The following is a 15,443-nucleotide window of genomic DNA, read 5'->3' on the forward strand; positions in this document are numbered from 1 at the left end:
GCTGATCATGTTGGCGCTCTGACAACTCTTCCGGCAAAGCTGTAGAGAGAGGCTTTGCCGGAGCAAACTCCGCTGGACTTCGCATCTTGGAACGTTGAAAATCGCGCCGATTCAGAATGCGTGAGGATAGACCCGATGGGCGAAGCAAGCGGCGGCAAGGACGCTTCCGATCTCTTGGGTGGAAGCCCCGGTTTTGTTCATCTTCGGGTGCACTCGGCTTATTCGCTCCTGGAAGGCGCTTTGCCGCTGAAAAAGATCCTGGGTAAAGCGGTTTCCGACAGCCAGCCTGCCATTGCGATCACCGACACCAACAATCTCTTCGTTGCGCTCGAATTTTCCCAGAAGGCGATCGGCGACGGCGTACAGCCGATCATTGGCTGTCAGCTGTCGATCGATATGGAGGACGCGTCGGGCGAGAAGCGCAATGGCCATGTGGCCAAATTGCCTTCGCTTGTCGTTCTGGCTGCCAATCCGGCAGGCTATGAGCGTCTGGTCGATATCGTCAGTCGCGCCTATCTCGGCGGCGATGCCGGTCACGCGGTGCATGTGAAGATGTCCTGGCTCGAAGAGGCGGGCACCGAAGGGCTGATTGCGCTAACCGGCGCATCCGACGGCCCTGTGGACCTGATGTTGAAGGACGGCCACAAGGCGCAGGCCGAGAACCGGCTTCTGGCGCTGAAGGCGCTGTTTGGCGATCGGCTTTATGTCGAGCTGCAGCGTCATGGCAACTACGACCGCAGCCATGAGCGCCGCATGGTGCAACTGGCCTATGATCATGATTTGCCCCTGGTCGCGACCAACGAGGCCTTCTTCCCTTCGCGTGCCGACTACGATGCCCATGACGCCCTGATGGCGGTGGCCCACAACGCCATCGTCTCGGACGACAACCGGTTTCGCCTGACCCCGGATCATTATCTGAAGAGCCGGGCCGAAATGGTTGAGCTTTTTTCCGATCTGCCGGAAGCGCTCGACAATACGATCGAGATTGCACGGCGTTGCTCTTTCATCCTCGACACGCGCAAGCCGATCCTGCCGCGCTTCACCGGCGGCAGTGATGATCCGCAGGAGGCGGAGCGCGAGGAAGCCCTCGAACTTAGGCGGCAGGCAGTCGAAGGCCTTGACATGCGTCTGGCAACGCTCGGCATGGCCAAGGGCTACGCGGAGAACGAATATCGCGAGCGGCTCGATTTCGAATTGTCCGTTATCGAGCGCATGAAGTTTCCCGGCTACTTCCTTATCGTTGCCGACTTTATCAAATGGGCCAAGCAGCACGATATTCCGGTCGGGCCAGGCCGTGGTTCCGGTGCAGGCTCGCTGGTCGCCTATGCATTGACCATCACCGACGTCGATCCACTGCGCTTCTCTCTTCTGTTCGAACGCTTCCTCAATCCGGATCGCGTCTCGATGCCCGACTTCGACATCGACTTCTGCCAGGATCGCCGCGAAGAGGTAATTCGCTACGTCCAGCAGAAATACGGCCGCGAGCAGGTGGCACAGATCATCACCTTCGGGTCCTTGCAGGCCCGTGCGGCTCTGCGCGATGTCGGCCGTGTGCTGGAAATGCCTTACGGCCAGGTCGACCGTATCTGCAAGCTGGTTCCCAACAACCCGGCCAATCCGACGCCTTTGTCCAAGGCCATCGAGGAAGAGCCGAAATTCCAGGAGGAAATCGACAAGGAGCCGGTTGTCGGCCGATTGCTCGATATCGCCCAGAAGATCGAAGGCCTCTATCGCCACGCCTCGACCCATGCCGCCGGCATCGTTATCGGCGACCGGCCATTGTCGAAGCTGGTCCCGATGTATCGCGATCCGCGCTCGGACATGCCAGTCACCCAATTCAACATGAAATGGGTCGAGCAGGCGGGCCTCGTCAAGTTCGACTTTCTCGGCCTGAAGACCTTGACGGTTCTGAAGACCGCGGTCGATTTCGTCGTCGAGCAGCGCGGCCACAAGGTCGATCTGGCGGCGATCCCGCTCGACGACCAGCCGACCTACGAAATGCTGTCGCGTGGCGAAACCGTCGGCGTGTTCCAGGTGGAAAGTGCCGGCATGCGCAAGGCGCTGATCGGCATGCGGCCCGACTGTATCGAGGATATCATTGCGCTGGTCGCGCTTTATCGCCCAGGCCCGATGGAAAATATCCCGACCTACAACGCCCGCAAGCACGGTGAAGAGGAAATCGAATCGGTCCATCCGTCGATCGATTATCTGCTGAAGGAAACCCAGGGCGTTATCGTCTACCAGGAACAGGTCATGCAGATCGCCCAGGTCCTGTCAGGCTATTCGCTCGGCGAGGCCGATCTTCTGCGCCGCGCCATGGGCAAGAAGATCAAGGCGGAGATGGACCAGCAGAGCGCCCGTTTTGTCGACGGCGCGGTGAAGAACGGCGTCTCCAAGCCGCAGGCAAGCAACATCTTCGAACTGCTGGCCAAGTTCGCCAATTACGGCTTCAACAAGTCGCACGCCGCAGCCTACGCGATCGTTTCCTACCAGACCGCCTTCATGAAGGCGCATTACCCGGTTGAGTTCCTGGCCGCGTCGATGACGCTCGATATGTCCAACACCGAAAAGCTGGTGGATTTCCGCCAGGATGCCGGGCGCCTCGGCATCGAGGTCGTGCCGCCGTCGGTGCAGACCTCGTTCCGCCATTTCCAGACCGGTCCGAACAGGATCTTCTACGCGCTGGCCGCGATCAAGGGCGTCGGCGAAGCGGCCGTCGATCATATCGTAGAGGTGAGGGGCGACACGCCTTTTGCCGATATCGAGGATTTCTGCCTGCGCATCGATCCCAAGCAGGTCAATCGCCGCGTCTTCGAAAGCCTGATTTCCGCCGGCGCTTTCGATTGTTTCGGCCATGACCGGGCCGAAATGAGCGGCAGTCTCGACCGGATCATGGGTTATGCCCAGCGCGCCCAGGAAAATGCCGTCAGCGGCCAGTCCGACATGTTCGGCTCAGGCGGTGCGAGCGGCCCGGAACGCATCGCCTTTGCGCCCTATACGCCGTATCTGTCGTCGGAAAAGCTGATGCGCGAGTTCCAGGTGCTCGGCTTCTATCTCTCGGCCCACCCGCTTGATGCCTACCGTTCGCTGCTCGACAAGCTGCGGGTGCAGAATTTTGCCGATTTCTCCGTCGCGGTAAAACAGGGCGCAACGGCCGGCCGGCTTGCCGGCACCGTGATCTCCAAGCAGGAGCGCAAGACCCGCACCGGCAACAAGATGGGCATCGTCACCTTCTCCGATGCGTCGGGCCAATACGAAGCCGTGCTGTTCTCGGAAGGCCTCAATCAATATCGCGACCTGCTGGAATCCGGCAAATCCTTGGTCATCCTGGTGGCAGCCGAGGAGCGCCCGGAAGGCATCGGTCTGCGCATCCAGACGGCGCAGTCGCTGGAGGAACAATCGATCCGCATGCAGAAGGCGATGCGCGTCTACGTTCGTGATTCCGGGCCTTTGCGCGCGGTCGCTGCCCATCTGAACGCCCGCGGTGATGGCCTTGTCTCTTTCATTGTCATCAAGGATGACGGCATGCGCGAGATCGAGGTCGAACTGACGGAAAAGTTCCGAATCTCGCCGGAGATCGCCGCCGCGATGCGCTCGACACCGGGCGTGCTGGACGTGGAATTGGTGAGCTGACGCTCAGCCTCTGGGCACCGGCCGTGTCACGGTAATGAAATCGGTTCCGTCCCCTGTTTCCATGCCGAGACCCATGTCCGAAATGGTGATCGACGTGCCCTCGCTGAGCATGGTCTCGATCTTGGCGCGGATGTCGCCGGGCATATTGATCCGGGCGAGTGCAGCTTCGACGCTGAAGACAGACTGATCGTCGGCCGGTGTCGTAATGCCCAACCGCTTCATCGCCTGGGCGGGTAGATGGTTTTCCAGCGTGACCGAGCGCCATTCGGCCTTGCCCTTGAAGCGGTCGACTGAGGTCGCCTCGATGAAATGCGTGCCGAGCGCAAGCTCCGGATTGGCGATCGAAATTGGCGCTTCGAACAGCGGCTTGAATTGTTGGCGGATCATGATCTGGCCGGCCGGCGGCGTGCCTTTTCCGGCGGACGTGTAGAGCGCTTCGAGGAAGACCGGCGACAGGATGGCACCATCCTTCTCGATCGACTTCCATCGTTTGTAGCCCTTGACCGCCGCCATGGTCTTTGAGCCCATCAGTCCGTCTGGAATGCCGATATCGAAGCCGAGATCGGCAAGCAGGCGTTGCACGTCGAACACTTGTTCGCGCTGGCTGCGCCGGGTGATCAGGATCCTGAGGGCCGGCTCGTCTTCCTCAAGGATCAGCGAGGCGGATGCACCCGCTTTAGGAGGCAGCTGGTTCATCGCCACTTCGACCGGCTTCAGCGATGCGTCGATCGTCGTGGGCCGCAGTTGAACATCCGACAGCAACTGGCCGTCGGCAACCGGTATGCGCGGCACGAACAGCGTCGAATGTGACAGCGGGCGCGGCGCCACCGGATCATCGGTGATGATCACATGCGCACCGCGTTCGGTCATGGAAAAAAGCGACTTGGCAAACCCGGCCGGCAGGCGCACGCAGCCATGCGAGGCGGGATAGTTCGGCACCTTGCCCTCGTGCAGGGCGATGCCGGACCAGGTCAGTCGCTGCATGAACGGCATCGGCGCGTTCGAATAGAGATTCGACTCGTGATATTTGCGCTTCTCGAGGATCGAAAACACGCCGGAAGGCGTTGTATGTCCGGCTTTTCCGGTCGAGACCTTGGAGGTGGCAACGATCTGGTCTCCGTCATAGACTGTGAGCATCTGGTCGGCCTTCGACACATAAATCTGCAGCGGGCCCGATCCATTCGCAAGGCTTGGCGAGACGAGCGCCGTGCTGGTGGCAAGGCAGAGAGCGAAGGTGAAGACAAAACGCTGGAACATGGACCGACCGTTGATACGCAATACTGGATGGCGCCGATCCTATGTCGTGAAGTTTAAGAAAAGTTTCGTCCGGACGTTTCCAAATGCGCAAACACGCGACTGTGACTTTGCTGCACGATTTGTCCACAGTGGGGGAGGGGTGTCAGACGGCGCGGGACATGCGAGGCCGAAGTTGCGGCGAGGCCAGCGCCAGAAGCAGTGCCGCCAGCGGTAGGGAAAAGCCGTAGCCCAGATGCTTGAAACCGACGGCACCGACGAGACCGCCGAGAAAGAAAGCCAGCACGATCGGGACCAGCACTCCGAGCTTTTTGCCGTCGGCGATCACAGGGGCATGGTGCGCAAGCCTCGCGACCTTTCGGTAGCCGAGTTTGCCAAGCTCGATGCCGATATCGGTCACCATGCCAGTGAGGTGTGTCGTGCGGATACGGGCGCCGGAGATCTTGGTGATGGTCGCGTTCTGCAGGCCCATGATGAAGCACAGCAACGGCGCAATGACCATCACCATGATCGGTGCATGTGGCAGGGTAGCCCCGATGGCACCAAAGGTGATCAGCAGGGCTGATTCGAGCGCCAGTGGATAAGCATATTGCTGGCGCCTCGCGTGGCGTCTGGCCCAGTTGATCAGGATCGCTGCGCAGGCGGCACCGGCGGTGAAGAAGATCAGCGCCGTCAGACCGACACCGACAAGTCCGACAAGGCCAAGCGCCAGATTGTCCGCGATCGATGAAACCACGCCGGTCATATGCGATGTATACTGGCCGATCGCCAGAAATCCGCCGGCATTGATCGCACCGGCAACGAAGGACAGCACCACGCCGAGCATGACGTCATTGGGCATATTGCGCCGATGCGACGCCGCCATGCGAAAGATCCGCAGCGATTTGCGCCGTGCAAGTGGTGCGCGCTTGGGTCTGACAATCTGGCTTTGCGAAGCACTCTGCAATGGACTTGTCCTAGGATCGTTTGGACGGGAAGGTATAGCCGGTCTGCACAGTACCCTTGCCGAACTTGTCCCGCAATTTGTCCATCGCCGCCTCGGCTGCTGCCCGTCGTGACGCCTGCGCATCGACCAGGTCGGGCGGATCGGCGACCGAGGGGTCCTGGAGATCGCTGACCCCGATGCCGATCAGGCGAAAGCGCGTCCCGTCGGTTTCCTTTTCCAGCAGGGACAGGCCGGTGCGGAAGATCCGGTCGGCGAGCTGCGTCGGATCATCCAGCTTTCTGTTTCGCGTTCGCGTCTTGAAATCCGATGTCTTCAATTTCAGGACGACGGTCTGTCCGGCGATGCCGTGACGCTTCAAGCGCCACGCCACCTTTTCCGACAGTTCCCGCAGGTGTTTGATCAGGTCGTCCGCCCGGCTGATATCCTCGAAAAACGTCGTTTCCGCCGATACGCTCTTGGCCGCCTCGTTGGCATGCACGTCGCGATCATCGATCCCGCGCGACAGCCGCGACAGCCGCTGACCCATGACGCCGTAGCGCCGCATCAGGTCGGTTTCGTCCATGGTCTGCAACTGGCCGATGCTACGGATGCCGTCCTGCGCCAGCGTGGTGGCAAAGGCCTTGCCGACGCCCCAGATCATCGTCACGGGCTTGTCGGACAAAAACCGCACGGCTTCCTCCTCGCCGATCACCGAAAAGCCGCGCGGTTTCTGCAGGTCGGAAGCCACCTTGGCCAGAAACTTGCAGTAAGATAGCCCGACAGAAATGGTGATGCCGATTTCCTGCTCGACCCGTCGGGCAAAGCGGGCCAGCACCATGGCCGGCGGCTCGTGATGCAGGAGTTGCGTGCCCTTCAGCTCCAGAAATGCCTCGTCGATCGAGATCGGCTGAACCAGCGGCGTCAGTTCCTCCATCAGCGCCCGCACTTCGCGGCCGACCCGAACATATTTCTCCATGTCCGGACGGATCACGACGGCCTGCGGGCAGGCTTCCAGCGCCTTGAACATCGGCATGGCCGAGCGCACGCCGTGAATGCGTGCGACATAGCAGGCCGTCGAGACCACGCCGCGCTTTCCGCCACCGATGATCACCGGTTTGTCGACCAACTCCGGATTGTCGCGTTTCTCGATCGAGGCATAGAACGCATCGCAGTCGACATGGGCCAGCGTCAGCTGATGCAGTTCCGGATGATAGACAAGCCTCGGGCTTCCGCAGGCGTGACATCGCTTGCGGCCGTCCGGCTGCCCCTTGAGGCAGTCACGGCAAAAGCCCGGAAACTGTGGTTCGGTGTGGGTCATGACAGGAACAAATATTGAACATGGCCACAGTAGCGCATGTTTCTCATCACACAAGTCATGTCGGGAAACGATCTCCCGTCAGCCACCATTTTCCTTTGGTTGCCACGAGACGAGGCTCAGATGCCGAAATGGAGGGCGATCATGTCCTTCGCGTCGATCCAGCCAGCCGCCCGGCGCACATGCTCTGGCGGTGGTGGCGCGAATTTGTGGATCTCGACCGGTGGCGGCATGTAAACGAGCAGGCAATTGGGCACATGATCGCCGACCGACCGCAGGTTATGCGCCATGTCGTCGATGAAGGCGACGGGCAGGGAACGGTCCGCATGCAGTGCCGCCACCAGCGGACCCTTGGCTTCATCGGCAGCAATCAGCGGAAAGCTGAGGGTGAGTTGGTCGAGCAGCCGGCGGCGTGCATCCGCGTGCCGCGGCGGCATGGCTGTCAGAAAGACCAGATCCGCGTTGCCGGCCAGGGCATGCAGGGTATCGATCGCTTCGGCAAAGGGTGTCTGCCAGCGTTCCTGGGCAATGAAGAAATCATCGATGAGCGCCTGGACGGCGGTCGTATCCAGAATGCTCTCATCGAGCAGGGAGACGATGTTTCCGGCAAGTTTGAAGGAGCGCGGCAGGAGGCGATGACCGCGGCTTCCAAGGAAGGCTTCGAATGGCGTCGCAAATTGCAGCACGACATCATCGACATCACAGACGATCAGTGGTCTATCGGTGAGATGGATCTCCGAGATCTTGGCAAGCATCAGTATTGCCCGGAATCGAGGGACGGCTGGGAATAGTGCTGTGCAGCCTCAATGACGGTCTCCGGCTTCGTCTCTGTTGCCGCGCAGAAGGCCATCAGCGTCGGTTCATGTGCCATCAGGAAATCCAGCATCCCGGCGAGAAAGCCGGGATCATTGATGGCCTGGCGCATCTGGTCCGGCCGCACGCCGGAAAGCGCCAGAAAACGCGACAGCATCTCGGGCTCGCTGGCGAGCCAGCCCAGAACAGCCACGGCCGTTGCTTCGGCATCCTGGTTTATATGCCTGTTTTTCATGAAGTCTTTTCCTGTCTGCCTGTCGAATTACCGATTTCGAAACCAAATAGCACTACCATGCGTGATGACGGAAGATGCAACCCGCCGCCGGATCTCGCGTTGAAGATCTGAAGGGTGCGGGATAAGGGACCGGGTGAATGCCGAAAAAGGTAATGATTGTCGAAGACAACGAGCTGAACATGAAGCTCTTCCGCGATCTTATCGAAGCCTCCGGCTATGAGACCGTGCAGACGCGTAACGGCATGGAAGCCATGGATCTGGCCCGTCGGCATAAGCCGGATCTGATTCTCATGGACATCCAGTTGCCGGAAGTCTCCGGCCTTGAAGTGACGAAGTGGCTGAAGGAAGATCCGGACCTGCATGTGATCCCGGTCATTGCTGTCACCGCCTTTGCCATGAAAGGTGACGAGGAGCGTATCCGCCAGGGTGGTTGCGAGGCCTATGTGTCAAAGCCTATCTCGGTGCCGAAATTCATCGAGACCATCAAGACCTATCTTGGGGACGCGTAAGGAAACCAGCCATGACCGCGCGTATCCTTGTTGTCGACGATATCCCTGCCAATGTGAAGCTGCTCGAGGCTCGGCTGATGGCTGAGTATTTCGAAGTGCTGACCGCGGACAATGGTCGTGACGCGCTCAATATCTGCGACAGCACGCAGGTGGACGTTATCCTGCTCGATATCATGATGCCGGAAATGGATGGGTTCGAGGTCTGCGAACGATTGAAGTCCAATCCGCGCACCGCCCATATCCCTGTCGTCATGGTGACGGCACTCGATCAGCCTTCCGACCGGGTCCGCGGCTTGAAAGCGGGTGCCGACGATTTCTTGACCAAGCCGGTCAACGACCTGCAACTGATCTCACGGGTGAAAAGTCTCGTCCGCCTGAAGACACTCGCCGACGAATTGCGGATCCGTTCCGACGAGACCCGCCACGCCGGCATCGAGGACGCACTGCGTCTGCATGACGGGCGTCTGGACGAACCTGCGCAGATCTTGCTGGTCGACAGCCGCGGCGCCTCTCAGGAGCGCATCATCAAATCCCTGAAGCCGATCGCGATGGTCAGCGCCATGTCGGATCCTCAGGCTGCCGTGTTTGAGGCGTCCGAAAACGTCTTTGACCTTGTCATCGTCAACTGCAATCTCGATGACTACGATCCGTTGCGGCTTTGCTCGCAACTGCGGTCGCTGGAGCGCACGCGTTTCATTCCGATCCTGCTGATCACCGAGCAGGGGGACGAGCAGATGATCATCCGGGCGCTCGATCTGGGCGTGAATGACTATATCGTCAGGCCGCTTGATCCGAATGAACTGGTTGCCCGCACGCTGACCCAGGTACGCCGCAAGCGCATCAATGATCAGCTACGCAACAGCGTGCGCCAGACTGTGGAGCTGGCCGTCACGGACGGGCTCACGGGCCTTCACAATCGACGGTATCTCGACAACCACCTGCGGACGCTGTTTGCCCGCGCCATGGCGCGTGGAAGGCCGCTGACGCTTTGCATCACGGATATCGACCGCTTCAAACAGGTCAATGATGTTCACGGCCACGATGCGGGCGATGAAGTCCTGAAGGAATTTGCCGGACGTATCCGAGGCACTGTGCGGGGCGCCGATCTCGCCTGCCGCTACGGAGGCGAGGAATTTGTCGTTGTCATGCCGGACACATCGGCCGAAGTCGCAACCGTGGTCGCCGAGCGCTTGCGCGGCATGATCGAAGCGCGGCCCTTCCAGCTTCGATCCGGCGAGAAGTCCCTGATGCTGACCGCGTCGATGGGTATCGCAACGATGGGGCCAGGCATCGTCACGCCTGAACAGCTCTTGAAACAGGCAGACCGGGCGCTTTACGAGGCAAAGAACTCGGGCCGCAATCGGGTAGTCGCCGCCGCTGCTTGAGCAGATCGCGGAGGGCGGAAAATCCATTACTAAAATCAGGGTGTTGCGTTGGCCCTGCGGGTCGTCGATTATGTGCTTGTTCACAGCTTTGTGGTCTGCCGTTCAACTGAGCAGACATTTCGAATGCTGATGGGATTTTGAGCAGTTACAAAGCCTACTTTCTGAAGGCCGACAACTATTAATTTGCCCATAGTGTCCTCAAGGACACACTCCCGCGCGCCTTGTTCCGCGTTCCAGCTCAAACATATTATAAAAATTGGTGTGTATACGGCCGCTCCGCGTCGGGAGTATGTTGTTAATCGCGTTTCTGCGGGATTTAACTTCACCTATACTCAGGGAAACCTTGGTCAATGCCAAGTAAAAATTTTACTTTAATTGTCTTTCGCCCAGTCTATGCGCAATCCTTGATAGTTAATTTAACCATAATTGAATCGCTGACTGTCCCGCGGTTAATAAAGTGTTGATTTTTTTCTCTAGTTGAGTGATTTTGACTGTGTGGAACAAAACCTCTCGAAGAGGTTCTTGATACCCCATGATGCTCAGGTCCGCCGCATCTCCTGGGTCGTGGGGTCGGTCGGTTGGTATGCAACGTCCAAAACGGTTCCTCGTGCCGTGTTTGTGTGCCGACCGACCCCCTTATCTAAAAACACCGGTCTCCGTGAGGAGGCCGGTGTTTTTATTTTCAGCACATGATCAATCGGCGGTCGCCAGTCAGCCCCAAAAGAAAAAGGCGCGTCACTCGCGTGACACGCCTTTTTGAAAGGAAAAGATCAAGGCTTACTTGATCTTGGTTTCCTTGAACTCGACGTGCTTGCGCGCGATCGGGTCATACTTCGTCTTGTTCATCTTATCCGTCATCGTACGGCTGTTCTTCGTGGTAACGTAGAAGAAACCCGTGTCGGCCGTCGACAGAAGCTTGATCTTGATGGTTGTAGCCTTGGCCATGGTCGTCCTGCCTCTAATAAACTAAGCCGTGGACGACTGAACGAGGCCCCCGGCAAATCTGGCGCGAAACTACAAATCGCGCCCGAAAAGTCAAGTCTATTTCGGGCTAAAAAGCCAACGCCCCAGGGAAACAACGACATAGAGGGCAAAGAAACCCGCTATTGCCCAGGCAAAACCGTCATTGCCGGAGATATCGATCGCCGCACCGATTGCCTGTGGACCGGCGACGGTCCCCACCGCGTAGCAGAAAACGAAGGCGGCATTGGCCGCCGCAAGGTCTGCGCCGGTGAGTCGTGAACCGAGATGACTGAGACCGATTGTGTAGAGCCCCGACACGCTGCCGCCCCAGAAAAGGAGGACTACGGCCATCAACTGCCAGTTTGATGACAACCAGGGGAGGGCGAGCGACCCGGCAAGGCCGATCATGGCCAGCGCCGACAGCAACAGCCGGCGATCCTTCATCCGGTCTGACAGAAGGCCGAGCGGGATCTGGAACACCATGTTGCCGATACCCATGACGGTCAGCAATAGCGCGGCCTGGGTCTCTGTGAAGCCGGTGCGCGTGGCGTAGATCGGAAACAAGGATAGCCCGCCTGCTTCGACAGCGCCAAAGACGAAGACCGCCACCGTCGCGCTCGGCACCAGGAAGATATAGCGCAGGAAATGGCGCTCGGGTTTTTCGTCCAGGATGGGGCTTTCGTTACGGGCGATGTAGATCGGGATTGCCGCCGCCAGGATGGCTATCGCGCCGATGAGGAAGGGCAGCAGACCATCGCTGCCGATCACAGAGAAGAGCAGGGGGCCTGATGCAAAGCCAACGGCGAGAACTGTTGCATAGATGCCGAGAACCAGCCCACGGCGCCTCTGCGGGGCGGCGGCGTTGATCCAGAATTCCGACAGGATGAACAGTGTCGTCGTCGTACCATGGAAGACCAGCCGCAGAGGGAACCACATCCAGAACTGTTCGGCATAATAGAAGCCGACGGCGCTGATGGCGGCCAGCACGACGGCCCAGAGCATGGTCCGCGCGACGCCGAACGCATGTGCCATCTTGGTCGAGATCGGCGCAGCGATCATCGCCGCAATGCCGGCCATGGCCGAGTTGAACCCGATCATCGTTGAGGAGATGCCACGTTTTTCCAGGATGATGCTGAGCAGTGGCAGACCCAGTCCAATGGCGATGCCGACGGCCGAAATTGCGGAGATTGCAGCAAACAGCGACGGCCAGTGAATATCGTCGCGATGGCCGTTTAGCCCGTTCGTCTGCTCAGACATGCAGCGCCCTCAGGCAAAAACAGCAGACTGCGCGGCAGGAATACGAAGGAATGTCCGGGTTGGGCAACAGGGAATGGGGCATGTCGAATGGCATTGGTGCGTATCTATCTCCCAGGATGTCCATAAGGACTGCGACATGTTCAGACTGCAAATCGCGCGCAAGTCAAGTGGCCGAAACCCCGTCCGCCAGAGCGAATCGGGTTCAGACGGCGGCGAGTTTTGTTTCTATCGGTAAACACAGGCATAAGATTAAAGCTAATGTGACGACGCGGCTGAGGGACCTTCAATCCCCGTGCGCCGGACCGATCTCTTCGACTTCGTCCTCGCGTCCGCTGAACCCGTGCATCTTCAGCGCCCATTGCAGGCCGACAACTCCGCCCTTGATCGGCTGCAGGCTGAGCAGCGAGGCAATCACCCCGATAGGGGCCCAGATGGCGAAATGCACCCAACCGGGCGCTGGAAACGCGAGATCTGTCAGCATGAAACCACCGACCAGCACGTGGCCGAGTACCAGGATCACCAGATAGGCAGGCAGGTCGTCTGCTCGGTGATGATGATAGGCCTCGCCACAGGCAGCGCAATTGTCCACGACCTTCAGATACTTGCGAAACAGCTTTCCCGAACCGCAAGCCGGACAACTGTTCAGCATGCCGCGTTTGATCGAGCGGCCGAGCGGCCGCTCAACCTGAGCGCCACCCCCGTATTGGGCTGCGCCCTCCGTCGGCTTGCCATTCGCCTGGGCCGCATCCAGTGGGTTCAATGTCATGTCCGTCATCTCCGTGGTGACAGCTGTCACCGTCTGGGGCGATTGGGTCGTGTTCCGGGTTTTTTCCCGCCCGGGCGGCCGGATCTCTGGCCTGACTTGTGGAAAGACCGGGTGCCGACCGGCAGCTTTCGGCCTTCGCTCAGCATTTCGAACCGCAAGGCGCCGGCAAGCGGCGCTGCTTCCGCCAGCTTGACTTCGACGCTGTCGCCGAGCTGGTAGCCGAGACTGGTCCTTTCGCCGACCAGCGCCTGATGCGCTTCATCGTAGATATAGTAGTCGCGGCCCAGCGTGGACACCGGCACGAAGCCGTCCGCGCCAAATTGCGGCAGGCTGATGAACAGGCCCGCCTTGGTCACGCCAGAAACCCGGCCATCGAATTCTTCGCCGATCCGGCCGGCGAGATGATGCGCGATCAGTCGGTTGATCGTGTCGCGCTCGGCCGCCATGGCACGACGCTCGAAGGTCGAGATCTCGGCGGCGATATCGTCGAGACTTGCCTCTTCCTCCGGTGTGATGCCGCCTTCGCCAAGGCCCAGCGACCCGACCAGCGCCCGATGCACGATCAAGTCGGCATAGCGGCGGATCGGCGAGGTGAAGTGGGCGTATTTCAGCAGGTTGAGACCAAAATGGCCGATATTCTCAGGGCTATAGATCGCCTGGCTCTGGCTGCGCAGCACCATCTCGTTGACCATGATCTGGTGTGGCGTATCGACCGCCTTGGCCAGGATGCCGTTGAACGAGTTGGAGCGCAGATTGCCGCCCTTCACCAGCGAGAAGCCGATCGTCGCCAGGAACTCGCGCAGCACCTCCTGCTTGGAGAGCGTCGGCGCGTCATGGATGCGGTAGACAAGCGGCTGGCGCTTTGTTTCCAGCGTTTCTGCCGCCGCAACATTCGCCTGGATCATCATTTCTTCGATCAGCTTGTGCGCATCGAGCCGTTCGGGAACATGCACACGGTCGACGGTGCCGTCTTCCTTGAGGATGATCTTGCGCTCCGGCATGTCGAGTTCGAGCGGCTGGCGCCGGTCTCGCCCGCGTTTCAGCGTCGCATAGGCCGCCCAGAGCGGCTTCAGGATAGGTTCGAGCAGCGGCCCGGCCTTATCATCAGGCTTCCCATCGATCGCTGCCTGCGCCTGCTGGTAGGAGAGCTTGGCGGCGCTCTTCATCATGATGCGATGGAACGTATGGCCCGCCTTGCGGCCCTCGTGCGAAAAGACCATGCGCACCGCAAGCGCCGGACGATCGACGCCTTCGCGCAGCGAGCAGAGATCGTTGGAAATGCGCTCGGGCAGCATCGGCACGACGCGATCGGGAAAATAGACCGAATTGCCGCGCTTCAGCGCCTCGCGGTCGAGCGCCGATTTCGGCCGTACGTAATAGGAAACATCGGCAATCGCCACCGTGACGATCACGCCGCCTGGATTGTCCGGTGAAGGATCCGGCTCGGCATAAACGGCATCGTCGTGGTCCTTGGCGTCGGCCGGATCGATGGTGATCAGCGGCACATCGCGCCAGTCCTCGCGATGCGACATCGAGGCGGGTTTTGCCTCTTCCGCCTCGGCAATGACCGACTGCGGGAAGATATAGGGAATGCCATGCGCATGGATGGCGATCATCGAGATCGCCTTTTCCGTGGCGACCGAACCCACCACGTTCAGCACGCGCGCGCGCGTCAGGCCAAGCCGGCTGGAGCGCGCGACCTCGACTTCGACCAGATCGCCGTCCTTGGCCTCGCCAAGATCCGCCGCATCGATCTGCAGCTCTTCGCCACGCCGTTCGATCGGCATCAGGCGCGCGCCGCCGTCTGCCATGGCACGCAAGACACCGAGCAGGGCTCCGCGCTGTTTGTCGATGATCTTGATGACACGGGCTGTATAGGCAGGCCCGGCCCGGTCCTTGGACGGGAAGATCTTCGCCAGCACCCGATCACCAAGTCCGCCGACGGGTGACTTGCCCTTGGAGCGGTCGCTGCTCGACTGTCGGATGGACACCGCTGGTGCGGCGCCAAGCTCTTCCGGCCATTCCGCCGGACGGCCGATCAGGTCTCCATCCTTGTCGCGGGTGGTGATGTCGAGGACAGTCACGGGTGGCAGGGCACCGGGACGCGCCAGCGTCTTGCGGTTCTTGGTCAGCATGCCGTCGTTTTCGAGGTCCTTCAGCGCCTGTTTCAACTCGACGCGTTGTTCACCCTTCAAGCCGAATGCCTTGGCGATCTCGCGCTTGGAGGCCCGGTCAGGATTGTCGGTGATGAACTGCATCAGAATATCGCGTGGCGGCACCTCGCCATGGATGATCACCGGCTTGTCCGGCACGGCTCCAGCTGCCGCATTGGCCGCCCGCCGAGCCTTGCGATTGGCGGGACCGGTCGAGTGGCCATGTTCAGGCGGC

12 protein-coding genes are annotated in these 15,443 nt (G+C 60.0%); 3 read left to right on the top strand and 9 right to left on the bottom strand.

The annotated features are described in order from the left end of the window. The first annotated feature begins 135 nt into the window (after positions 1 to 135). Positions 136 to 3,633, top strand: coding sequence for a DNA polymerase III subunit alpha (gene dnaE, locus LQ231_RS09990; RefSeq protein WP_230171233.1), 3,498 nt, complete (start codon positions 136 to 138; stop codon positions 3,631 to 3,633). A 3-nt stretch (positions 3,634 to 3,636) separates the two neighbouring features. On the opposite strand, the gene LQ231_RS09995 is transcribed toward dnaE, so the two are convergent. The 5 genes from LQ231_RS09995 to LQ231_RS10015 all read right to left on the bottom strand — a co-directional run bounded on the left by LQ231_RS09995 (position 3,637) and on the right by LQ231_RS10015 (position 8,175). Then, positions 3,637 to 4,890, bottom strand: coding sequence for a L,D-transpeptidase family protein (locus LQ231_RS09995; protein ID WP_230171234.1), 1,254 nt, complete (start codon positions 4,888 to 4,890; stop codon positions 3,637 to 3,639). A gap of 142 nt (positions 4,891 to 5,032) precedes the next feature. Continuing rightward, the gene (locus LQ231_RS10000) at positions 5,033 to 5,752 is read right to left on the bottom strand and encodes a YoaK family protein (protein ID WP_230171235.1); all 720 of its coding nucleotides are present in this window, start codon (positions 5,750 to 5,752) and stop codon (positions 5,033 to 5,035) included. 91 nt (positions 5,753 to 5,843) lie between these two features. Continuing rightward, positions 5,844 to 7,130, bottom strand: coding sequence for a DNA polymerase IV (locus tag LQ231_RS10005; RefSeq protein WP_230171236.1), 1,287 nt, complete (start codon positions 7,128 to 7,130; stop codon positions 5,844 to 5,846). Between the two features lie 116 nt (positions 7,131 to 7,246). Then, on the bottom strand, positions 7,247 to 7,882 hold the full coding sequence (locus tag LQ231_RS10010; protein WP_230171237.1) for a hypothetical protein: 636 nt from the start codon (positions 7,880 to 7,882) through the stop codon (positions 7,247 to 7,249). After that, the gene (locus LQ231_RS10015) at positions 7,882 to 8,175 is read right to left on the bottom strand and encodes a DUF3572 domain-containing protein (protein ID WP_113141013.1); all 294 of its coding nucleotides are present in this window, start codon (positions 8,173 to 8,175) and stop codon (positions 7,882 to 7,884) included. The genes LQ231_RS10010 and LQ231_RS10015 overlap by 1 nt, the downstream gene beginning before the upstream one ends. A 137-nt stretch (positions 8,176 to 8,312) precedes the next feature. Here LQ231_RS10015 and LQ231_RS10020 point away from each other — a divergent pair, with 137 nt between their 5' ends. Together LQ231_RS10020 and LQ231_RS10025 are read left to right on the top strand one after the other, a co-directional pair. Beyond that, a complete protein-coding gene (locus LQ231_RS10020; protein ID WP_007599342.1) occupies positions 8,313 to 8,684 on the top strand; it encodes a response regulator in 372 nt (123 codons plus the stop codon). A gap of 11 nt (positions 8,685 to 8,695) precedes the next feature. Then, a complete protein-coding gene (locus tag LQ231_RS10025) occupies positions 8,696 to 10,069 on the top strand; it encodes a PleD family two-component system response regulator (protein ID WP_113141014.1) in 1,374 nt (457 codons plus the stop codon). A gap of 777 nt (positions 10,070 to 10,846) precedes the next feature. Here the strand turns inward: LQ231_RS10025 and rpmG are convergent. The 4 genes from rpmG to rnr form a co-directional block, all read right to left on the bottom strand. Next, positions 10,847 to 11,014 carry a 50S ribosomal protein L33 gene (gene rpmG / locus LQ231_RS10030; protein WP_007599340.1) on the bottom strand — a complete coding sequence of 56 codons (168 nt, stop codon included), beginning with the start codon at positions 11,012 to 11,014 and terminating at the stop codon, positions 10,847 to 10,849. Between the two features lie 96 nt (positions 11,015 to 11,110). Then, positions 11,111 to 12,289: an MFS transporter gene (locus tag LQ231_RS10035; RefSeq protein ID WP_113141015.1), complete on the bottom strand. Its 1,179-nt coding sequence runs from the start codon at positions 12,287 to 12,289 to the stop codon at positions 11,111 to 11,113. A gap of 283 nt (positions 12,290 to 12,572) precedes the next feature. Next, positions 12,573 to 13,055 carry a DUF983 domain-containing protein gene (locus LQ231_RS10040; protein ID WP_230171238.1) on the bottom strand — a complete coding sequence of 161 codons (483 nt, stop codon included), beginning with the start codon at positions 13,053 to 13,055 and terminating at the stop codon, positions 12,573 to 12,575. A gap of 26 nt (positions 13,056 to 13,081) precedes the next feature. Beyond that, entirely contained in the window at positions 13,082 to 15,367 is a 2,286-nt protein-coding gene (gene rnr / locus LQ231_RS10045) for a ribonuclease R (RefSeq protein WP_230173304.1), read from the bottom strand. Positions 15,368 to 15,443 lie beyond the last annotated feature (76 nt).

The organism is Rhizobium sp. CECT 9324 (assembly GCF_918741265.1).
Lineage (GTDB): Bacteria > Pseudomonadota > Alphaproteobacteria > Rhizobiales > Rhizobiaceae > Allorhizobium.

Excerpts from the sequence above, each read along its gene's own strand:
- LQ231_RS10000 (WP_230171235.1), bottom strand. The coding sequence starts at position 5,752 with ATGGCGGCGTCGCATCGGCGCAATATGCCCAATGACGTCATGCTCGGC.
- LQ231_RS10010 (WP_230171237.1), bottom strand. The coding sequence starts at position 7,882 with ATGCTTGCCAAGATCTCGGAGATCCATCTCACCGATAGACCACTGATC.
- rpmG (WP_007599340.1), bottom strand. The coding sequence starts at position 11,014 with ATGGCCAAGGCTACAACCATCAAGATCAAGCTTCTGTCGACGGCCGAC.
- LQ231_RS10025 (WP_113141014.1), top strand. The coding sequence starts at position 8,696 with ATGACCGCGCGTATCCTTGTTGTCGACGATATCCCTGCCAATGTGAAG.
- dnaE (WP_230171233.1), top strand. The coding sequence starts at position 136 with ATGGGCGAAGCAAGCGGCGGCAAGGACGCTTCCGATCTCTTGGGTGGA.
- LQ231_RS10040 (WP_230171238.1), bottom strand. The coding sequence starts at position 13,055 with ATGACATTGAACCCACTGGATGCGGCCCAGGCGAATGGCAAGCCGACG.
- LQ231_RS09995 (WP_230171234.1), bottom strand. The coding sequence starts at position 4,890 with ATGTTCCAGCGTTTTGTCTTCACCTTCGCTCTCTGCCTTGCCACCAGC.
- LQ231_RS10015 (WP_113141013.1), bottom strand. The coding sequence starts at position 8,175 with ATGAAAAACAGGCATATAAACCAGGATGCCGAAGCAACGGCCGTGGCT.
- LQ231_RS10020 (WP_007599342.1), top strand. The coding sequence starts at position 8,313 with ATGCCGAAAAAGGTAATGATTGTCGAAGACAACGAGCTGAACATGAAG.
- LQ231_RS10005 (WP_230171236.1), bottom strand. The coding sequence starts at position 7,130 with ATGACCCACACCGAACCACAGTTTCCGGGCTTTTGCCGTGACTGCCTC.
- LQ231_RS10035 (WP_113141015.1), bottom strand. The coding sequence starts at position 12,289 with ATGTCTGAGCAGACGAACGGGCTAAACGGCCATCGCGACGATATTCAC.